Annotated in this window: 7 protein-coding genes, 1 tRNA gene and 1 pseudogene; all 9 read right to left on the bottom strand. The window is 63.6% G+C overall.

Translation table 11 applies throughout. The annotated features are described in order from the left end of the window. Positions 1–695 (bottom strand): annotated as a pseudogene (locus ACR2JA_RS02070) (NADH-quinone oxidoreductase subunit D); the annotation flags it as partial. Between the two features lie 28 nt (positions 696–723). Continuing rightward, positions 724–1338 carry an NADH-quinone oxidoreductase subunit C gene (locus tag ACR2JA_RS02065; RefSeq protein ID WP_434007477.1) on the bottom strand — a complete coding sequence of 205 codons (615 nt, stop codon included), beginning with the start codon at positions 1336–1338 and terminating at the stop codon, positions 724–726. A gap of 32 nt (positions 1339–1370) precedes the next feature. After that, positions 1371–1850 carry a NuoB/complex I 20 kDa subunit family protein gene (locus ACR2JA_RS02060; protein ID WP_310564308.1) on the bottom strand — a complete coding sequence of 160 codons (480 nt, stop codon included), beginning with the start codon at positions 1848–1850 and terminating at the stop codon, positions 1371–1373. A 70-nt stretch (positions 1851–1920) separates the two neighbouring features. Continuing rightward, positions 1921–2280, bottom strand: a complete 360-nt coding sequence (locus tag ACR2JA_RS02055) for an NADH-quinone oxidoreductase subunit A (protein WP_434007476.1) — start codon at positions 2278–2280, stop codon at positions 1921–1923. Between the two features lie 48 nt (positions 2281–2328). After that, a tRNA-Leu gene (locus tag ACR2JA_RS02050) sits at positions 2329–2413 on the bottom strand. Between the two features lie 181 nt (positions 2414–2594). Then, positions 2595–2993: a preprotein translocase subunit SecG gene (secG, locus tag ACR2JA_RS02045; protein WP_434007475.1), complete on the bottom strand. Its 399-nt coding sequence runs from the start codon at positions 2991–2993 to the stop codon at positions 2595–2597. A gap of 34 nt (positions 2994–3027) precedes the next feature. Continuing rightward, a complete protein-coding gene (gene tpiA / locus ACR2JA_RS02040; protein WP_434007474.1) occupies positions 3028–3771 on the bottom strand; it encodes a triose-phosphate isomerase in 744 nt (247 codons plus the stop codon). A gap of 27 nt (positions 3772–3798) precedes the next feature. Then, positions 3799–4788, bottom strand: coding sequence for an NAD(P)H-quinone oxidoreductase (locus ACR2JA_RS02035; RefSeq protein WP_434007478.1), 990 nt, complete (start codon positions 4786–4788; stop codon positions 3799–3801). 19 nt (positions 4789–4807) lie between these two features. Beyond that, the coding region (locus ACR2JA_RS02030; RefSeq protein WP_434007473.1) for a S1 RNA-binding domain-containing protein at positions 4808–5611 on the bottom strand (804 nt) is incomplete at its 5' end.

The following is a 5611-nucleotide window of genomic DNA, read 5'->3' as shown; positions in this document are numbered from 1 at the left end:
GGCGTGACGACACCGATGCCCACCGTGCGCTGCTTCCAGATGCGGTTGTCGGTCAGGAGCGTGTGGTACTCGGCCAGATACGTCGGGAAACGTTGCGTGAAATCGTCAATGAAGTCCAGCAACGAACCCTGGCGGTTGGTGTTCATCTCCGCCATCGCCTTGGCGTTGCGGATCTTGCTCACTGTGTACTGCGGCATCGTGTCCGGCAGGTCGCGGTACACACCGCCCGGACGGAAGTAGGCTGCGTGCATGCGCGCGCCCGAGACGGCCTCATACATGTCGAACAGGTCTTCACGCTCGCGGAAGGCGTAGATCAGGATCGTGGAACTGCCACAGTCATTGCCGTGCGAGCCCAACCACATCAGGTGGTTGAGCATGCGGGTGATCTCACTGAACATCACGCGGATGTACTGGGCGCGGATCGGCACCTCGATGCCCAGCAGCTTCTCAATGGCCAGGCAGTAGGCGTGCTCGTTGCACATCATCGAGACGTAGTCCAGCCGGTCCATGTAGGGCAGCGACTGAATGAATGTCTTGTGCTCGGCCAGCTTTTCGGTGGCGCGGTGCAGCAGGCCGATGTGCGGGTCGGCGCGTTGCACGACCTCGCCGTCGAGCTCGAGCACCAAGCGCAGCACGCCATGGGCGGCCGGGTGCTGCGGACCGAAGTTCAGGGTGTAGTTCTTGATTTCTGCCATGTGGGATCTCCGCCTCGGGCTGACGCCTTCAGTGCAGGCCTCCGTAGTTGTCTTCACGGATCACGCGCGGCGTGATCTCGCGAGGCTCGATCGTCACGGGCTCGTAGACCACGCGCTGGCGCTCGGCGTCGTAGCGCATTTCCACGTGCCCCGACAGCGGGAAGTCCTTGCGGAACGGGTGACCAATGAAGCCGTAGTCGGTGAGGATGCGGCGCAGGTCGTTGTGGCCTTCGAACACGATGCCGTACAGATCGAACGCTTCGCGCTCGTACCAGCTGGCCGAATTCCAGAGACCGTTGACCGAGGCCACCACCGGGAAATCGTCCTCCGGGCAGAACACGCGCACGCGCAGGCGCTGGTTCAAGCTCACCGACAGCAGATGCACCACCACGCCAAAACGGGCACCTTCCCAGCGACCGTCGCCGTAGGTGGAGTAGTCCATGCCGCAGAGGTCGACGAGCTGCTCGAAGCGGGTCTGCGGTGCGTCGCGCAGCGTCTGCATCACATCCAGGTAGTCGCCAGCGGCCACCACCAGGGTGACTTCGCCACGGGCGACGGTGATCGAACGGGCGCGCTCGCCCAGCAACTGCTCCACAGCAGCGGCAATGGTCTCGGCGGGCGTGGTGTAAGTGGTGTCGCTCATGGGCCGTCTCTCTGACTCAGACCTGCCGCCGTTCAGGCGCGGGCAATGGTGTTGGTGCGGCGGATCTTCTGCTGCAACTGGATGATCCCGTAGATCAGCGCCTCGGCCGTGGGGGGACAGCCCGGCACATAGACATCCACCGGCACGATACGGTCACAACCGCGGACCACCGAATAGCTGTAGTGGTAGTAACCACCGCCATTGGCACACGAGCCCATGGACAACACCCAGCGCGGCTCGGCCATCTGGTCGTACACCTTGCGCAGGGCGGGCGCCATCTTGTTGCACAGGGTGCCGGCCACGATCATCAGATCCGACTGCCGCGGACTGGCACGGAACACCTCAGCACCGAAACGACCGAGGTCGTAACGCGCGGTGGCGGCATGCATCATTTCCACGGCGCAGCAAGCCAGACCGAAGGTCATCGGCCACAGCGAACCGGTCTTGGCCCAGTTCACCACCGAGTCGTAGCTCGTGGTGACAAAGCCTTCTTTGAAAACGCCTTCAATCATGTGCAGCTCCATGCAGCCCGTAGGGGCGCGCACGCAAAACAGAATTAGAAACCGACACCGCGCGATGCGGTCATTCCCAGTCGAGGGCGCCCTTTTTCCACGCGTAGACAAATCCCACGAGCAGATCAAAAAGGAAAATGACACCAACCCAGAACCCCGTGGAACCGATGTCGGTCAGGGCGACCGCCCAGGGGACCAGGAAGGCGATTTCGAGGTCGAACAGGATGAAGAGGATGGCCACCAGGTAGTAGCGCACATCGAACTTCATGCGGGCGTCTTCAAACGCCTCGAAGCCGCATTCGTAAGGGGAGTTTTTCTCGGCGTCGGGCCGGTTAGGACCGAGGATGTAGCCGAGCACCTGCGGAATGACCCCGATGGCAATACCGACCAAAATGAAAAGAAGGACGGGAAGGTATTGCTCGAGACTCATCTTGGTGATTCCACTGACATGGCATGGGCGCCATGTTTTTCCAAAGATTGGTGCCGACGGCGAGACTCGAACTCGCACAGCTTTCGCCACTACCCCCTCAAGATAGCGTGTCTACCAATTTCACCACGTCGGCTGGGTCTGCATGTCTGGCACACGAGGCTGAGTGTGTGCCTTGCTGACAACCCATAGAGTTTACCCTGAATCACCCCCGCTTTTTGGGGAGATCGTCGGTTTTTCGAACCGAAAAGGTCGGGTTGTTGCACCCCAAAACACCCGTCCCGCCGCAGCCAGCGGAACTGGTTACTCCCCCCCGTTTATTTACCGGGGATCTGGGCAGCGCCCGTGCCAGCCGGCACGGCCGGGGTCACGGTGGCGGGAGCATCGGTCGCGCCCGGAATCTGCTGAGCCGCAGGCGCCTGCAATGGCACAGCACCTTCAAGCACGCTGCCCGCACTGGCCGGTGCGGTGCGCAGGTTGCCGAAATAGGCCAGGCCCAGCGTGCACACCAGAAACACCGCCGCCAGGATGCCTGTGGTGCGCGAGAGGAAGTTGGCGCTGCCCGAAGCACCGAACAGGCTGGCCGAGCCCGCACCGCCGCCGCCGAAGGCAGCACCGGCGTCGGCACCCTTGCCGTGCTGCATGAGGATGAGACCGATCATGGCCACCGCGGCCAGGATCTGGATGACTTGGAGAAGGGTCAGGACGAAGTTCATGGTGTCGTTCTTGAAATGAGTGGGCGCTGCGGACTCAGCCTGCAGCCGCCACGATGGAAAGGAAATCGGCCGCCTTGAGGGAGGCACCGCCAATGAGGCCGCCGTCAATGTCGGGTTGGGCCAGCAGGCTGGCCGCGTTGGCGGCGTTCATGCTGCCGCCATACAGGATGTGCACACGCTTGGGGTTTTGCGTGGCGGCCGCCAACTGGGCCCGTAACACGGCGTGCACGGCCTGCGCCATCTCAGGCGTGGCCGTCTTACCCGTGCCAATGGCCCAGACGGGTTCGTAGGCGACCACGATCTCGGTGGTGCAATGCGCCACGGTATGGATCACCGCCGCCAGCTGGCGCTTGACCACCGTTTCGGTTTCGCCGGCTTCGCGCTCGGCCAGGGTTTCACCCACACAGACGATGGGCGTGATGCCCGCCGCCAGCGCACGCTGGGCCTTGGCCGCCACCAGGGCGTCGGTTTCACCGTGGTACTGACGGCGCTCACTGTGGCCCACGATGGCGTAGCGGCAACCGAAATCCTTGAGCATGGACATGCTCACCTCGCCGGTGTAGGCACCTTGCTCGTGCGCGGACACGTCTTGTGCACCCCAGGCGATGGGACTGCCCTGCAGCAAGGACTGCAGTTGGGCCAGATAGGGTGCCGGCGCACACAGGGCCACGTCGGCAGCAGGCTGACCGATACCGGCCAGCATGGCCTGGACCAGCGCCTCATTGGCGGCGAGTCCGCCGTTCATCTTCCAGTTGCCTGCGATCAGTTTTCTGCTCATGTCACGACTCCGTGAGGACCTGCGCCTTCAGGCCCAGGTCAGAACGATCTTGCCGATGTGCTGGTTGCTTTCCATCAGCGCATGGGCCTCTGCAGCACGGGCCGCATCGAAGGTGCTGTGGATCACCGGCTTGACGCGCCCCTGCTCCAGCAAAGGCCACACCTGTTGACGCAAGGCCAGCGCAATCGCCGCCTTGAACGCCACAGGGCGCGGACGCAAGGTGGAGCCGGTGATGACCAGGCGACGCCGCAGGACCAGGCCTGCGTTGAATTCGGCCTTGACCCCGCCTTGCACCGCGATGATGACCAATCGGCCGTCCTCGGCCAGGCACTCGACCTCTCGCGCCACGTAGTTGCCCGCCACCATGTCGAGCACGACGTTGACGCCCTGCCCGTCCGTGAGCTCGCGCGCCACTGCCGAGAAGTCCTGCGTTTTGTAGTTGATCGCGTGGTCAGCACCGAGCGACAGGCAGGCGGCGCATTTTTCGTCGCTGCCAGCGGTGGCGATCACGCGAGCACCCAGGGCTTTGGCCAGCTGGATCGCTGTCACGCCGATACCGCTCGTACCGCCCTGGATCAGCAGCGTCTCGCCAGGCTGCAGACGCGCCCGGTCGAACACATTGCTCCAGACGGTGAAGAAGGTCTCAGGCAAGGCGGCCGCCTGAACGTCGTCGAAACCGGCGGGCACGGGCAGGCACTGACCCACCGGCGCCACACAGAGTTGCGCGTACCCGCCACCAGCCACCAGTGCACAGACGCGGTCGCCGATCTTGAAACCGGCCTGCGCCATCGCATCGGCATCACCCGATTCAATGACACCAGCGACTTCCAGACCGGGCAGGTCAGACGCACCGGGCGGCGGCGGATAGCTGCCGCTGCGCTGCAGCACGTCCGGGCGGTTCACACCCGAAGCGCGCACGCGGATCAGCACCTCGCCGGCGCCCGCCACCGGCGCAGGACGCTCCGTGAGGCGCAGGACCTCGGGCGCACCAAAGGCGCTGATCTCGATCGCTTGCATCGCAGCGGACACGTCCGGCTTATTGCTGCTGCTGAGCAGATTGCTCGGCGGGCGCGGCGTTGCGGTCGATCAGGGCCTTCATGGACAGCTTGACGCGGCCCTTTTCGTCCGTTTCCAGGACCTTGACCTTGACGATCTGGCCTTCGGTCAGGTAGTCGGTGACCTTCTCAACGCGCTCATGGGCGATCTGGCTGATGTGCAGCAGACCGTCCTTGCCGGGCAGCAGGTTGACCAGGGCGCCGAAGTCCAGGATTTTGGTGATCGGGCCTTCGTAGACCTTGCCGATTTCGACTTCGGCGGTGATCTGCTCGATGCGGCGCTTGGCTTCGTCGGCCTTGGTGGCGTCGGTCGCAGCGATGGTGATGGTGCCGTCTTCTTCGATGTTGATCTGGCAGCCGGTTTCTTCGGTCAGCGCACGGATCACGGCACCGCCCTTGCCGATCACGTCACGGATCTTCTCGGGGTTGATCTTCATCGTGAACAACTTGGGCGCGAAGTTCGAGACTTCGGTCTTGGCTTCGCCCATGGCTTCCTGCATCTTGCCCAGGATGTGCATGCGGGCTTCCTTGGCCTGGGCCAGCGCGACCTGCATGATTTCCTTGGTGATGCCCTGGATCTTGATGTCCATCTGCAGCGCGGTCACGCCGTTGGTGGTGCCAGCGACCTTGAAGTCCATGTCACCCAGGTGGTCCTCGTCGCCCAGGATGTCGGTCAGCACGGCGAAGCGGTTGCCGTCCTTGATCAGGCCCATGGCGATGCCGGCCACGTGGGCCTTCATCGGCACACCGGCGTCCATCAGCGCCAGACAGCCGCCGCAGACCGA

The organism is Hydrogenophaga sp., assembly GCF_051007235.1.
In the GTDB taxonomy this organism is placed as follows: domain Bacteria; phylum Pseudomonadota; class Gammaproteobacteria; order Burkholderiales; family Burkholderiaceae_C; genus Hydrogenophaga.
Note: the sequence above shows the minus strand (reverse complement) of the source record. Positions and strands in the feature narration are given on the sequence as shown.

Coding starts and splice junctions, on each gene's coding strand:
- ACR2JA_RS02065 (WP_434007477.1), bottom strand. CDS start 1,338: ATGAGCGACACCACTTACACCACGCCCGCCGAGACCATTGCCGCTGCT.
- ACR2JA_RS02055 (WP_434007476.1), bottom strand. CDS start 2,280: ATGAGTCTCGAGCAATACCTTCCCGTCCTTCTTTTCATTTTGGTCGGT.
- tpiA (WP_434007474.1), bottom strand. CDS start 3,771: ATGAGCAGAAAACTGATCGCAGGCAACTGGAAGATGAACGGCGGACTC.
- secG (WP_434007475.1), bottom strand. CDS start 2,993: ATGAACTTCGTCCTGACCCTTCTCCAAGTCATCCAGATCCTGGCCGCG.
- ACR2JA_RS02035 (WP_434007478.1), bottom strand. CDS start 4,788: ATGCAAGCGATCGAGATCAGCGCCTTTGGTGCGCCCGAGGTCCTGCGC.
- ACR2JA_RS02060 (WP_310564308.1), bottom strand. CDS start 1,850: ATGATTGAAGGCGTTTTCAAAGAAGGCTTTGTCACCACGAGCTACGAC.